The organism is Kitasatospora sp. NPDC059803 (assembly GCF_042732255.1).
Lineage (GTDB): Bacteria > Actinomycetota > Actinomycetes > Streptomycetales > Streptomycetaceae > Kitasatospora.
In genome coordinates, this window is record NZ_JBHWIJ010000553.1 from 1 (window position 1) to 1,969 (window position 1,969).

At 75.3% G+C, this 1,969-nt stretch carries 2 protein-coding genes; both read right to left on the bottom strand.

The genetic code is table 11. The features are described 5' to 3' along the window. Window positions 1-77: 77 nt before the first annotated feature. The gene (locus ACFV6I_RS39410; protein WP_159398304.1) at window positions 78-239 is read right to left on the bottom strand and encodes a hypothetical protein; all 162 of its coding nucleotides are present in this window, start codon (window positions 237-239) and stop codon (window positions 78-80) included. Then, window positions 236-1,969: alpha/beta hydrolase family protein (locus ACFV6I_RS39415; RefSeq protein ID WP_380431092.1), on the bottom strand; the 1,734-nt coding region annotated here is incomplete at its 5' end. The genes ACFV6I_RS39410 and ACFV6I_RS39415, both read right to left, overlap by 4 nt.

Sequence of the window (1,969 nt, forward strand, 5' to 3'; positions counted from 1 at the left end):
GCACCTTTTGTGGCGTCCCCGGGGGTGGGGGGGGGTGCCCCGCGGGGCCCCCGCGCCCCCCCCCCCGCGACGGTGAATCACTTGCCCTTGGTCTCGGCCTTCGGCTTCGGCTGCCCCTTGAGGGCAGGCGCGACCACTGCGGCCTTGGTGATGTCGAGCGCGAAGGCCTGGACCACCACGGCGCCCCGGTCACGCTCCGGGGTGCTGATCGGGTCGTTCTGAATGCTGCGTCGCTTCATGGCTGTTCACCTCCTTCCACCAGTTCGGCGGGTACCTCGGGGCGGTCGCCCCGGGGTGGCAGGGGGAGCGGTGCCGGCCAGGCGTGCTCGGCGAACCGGACCATCGTGGCCAGCACCGATCGGTGGTCGGCGGTCCGGCGGCTGTAGTGGCCGCCGTCCACCCAGAGCAGCTCGTGCGGCACCGCCAGCCGGCGCAGGTCCGCGGCGTACCGGGCGACCTGGTCGGGTGGGCACCGCTCGTCGGTCCGCGAGGCGACCAGCAGGACGGGCGAGCGGACCTGGTGCACGTACGATCGCGGGTCGGCCGCGCGGTAGCGCTCGGGAACCTCGTCCGGGGTCCCGCCGAAGAGCTGGCGATCGAGCTCGCGCAGTGCGGGGGTGGTGGTGCGGTAGGCGGCGGGGTAGTCCGCGATCGGCTGAGCGGCCATGCCGAGCGACCACAACTCCGGCTGCGCGCCCATCGCGAGCAGGGCCAGGTAGCCGCCCCACGAGAATCCGCACAGGCCGGTGCGCTCCGCGAGCGCCGTACCGTCGGCGACCAGCTCCGCGCGGACGGCGGCCAGGTCCTCGATCTGCGCCAGCCCGACCCGGTGGCCGTACTCGTGCTGCCAGCGGGCGCCGTAGCCGGTGGAGCCGCGGTAGTTGGTGCGCACCACCGCGTAGCCACGGCCCACCAGGGCGTTCACCCGCGGGTCGTAGGAGTCCCGGTCGTGGGTGGCGGGGCCGCCGTGGACCAGGAAGAGAGTCGGCCACGGGCCCTGGCCGGCCGGAGTGCTGACGAAGCTGTGGATCCGCCCGTACGGCCGAGGCGTCCAGCGCCGGCTGCGGGAGGTGTCGCCCTGGTCCGGATCGAGGCCCTGCCCGGGGTGGTGCGCAGCCTCCGTGCCGGGGCGCAGGACCAGCGGGCGGGGCGGTGTCGACTCCCGGCTCCAGACGCAGTGCAAGGTGCCGTCCGGAGCGCAGGACAGGTCGTGGATCGTGCCGCCGGGGGTGCTGATCTCCCGGACGGGTGGGGCCTGTTCGGCCGGTCCTCGGCGCGCGGCCCCCTGCTGCGTTGTCCGCTGCCCCTCCGGCGGGTCGAGGTCGGCGAGGAGCAGTCGGCTCCGTCCGGCCCGCTCGTGCTGGATCAGCACCTCGCGCGGCCCCTGGTACCAGCCGGCCGATATCTGCGAGTCGAACGACAGCCCCGGGTACCTGCGCAGTCCCGTGCCGGCCTGCCAGGTCGAGACGGTGTACTGCTCGTCCTCCTCGACCACCAGCAGCAGCTCCGGTTCGAGTACCGCGAGCGGGTTGAACTCGATCGGCCAGAGCCGCAGTCGGCGGTTCCCGGCGATCCGCAGCGGACCGTCCGCCTGCGCGTCCGTCTGAACGGTCGCCTGCGCGTCCGTCTGAACGCCCGTCGGCCACAGGACCACCGAGTCGTCCCCGTCGGGCCGCCCGCCGAGGGCGAGGAGCCGGCCGTCCGGCGACAGGTCGGCCAGGCTCAGGTACCCCGGCGCCGAACCGATCAGCCGGGCCTGGCCCGCGGGCGGTCCGACGTAGCAGTGCGAGGCGCCGTCGACACCGACGACCACCGCCGCGAGCGCGCCCGTCCGGTCGAAGGCGACGCCGTACGCCCGCCCGCGCGGCACGCCGTGCAGCGCCTCGCCGCCCGCGCCGCCGGCGAACGGCGCGCGGCGCCACCGCCCCACCCCCGCGGGGGTGGGGGAAGCCCCCCCCACCAGGAGGCG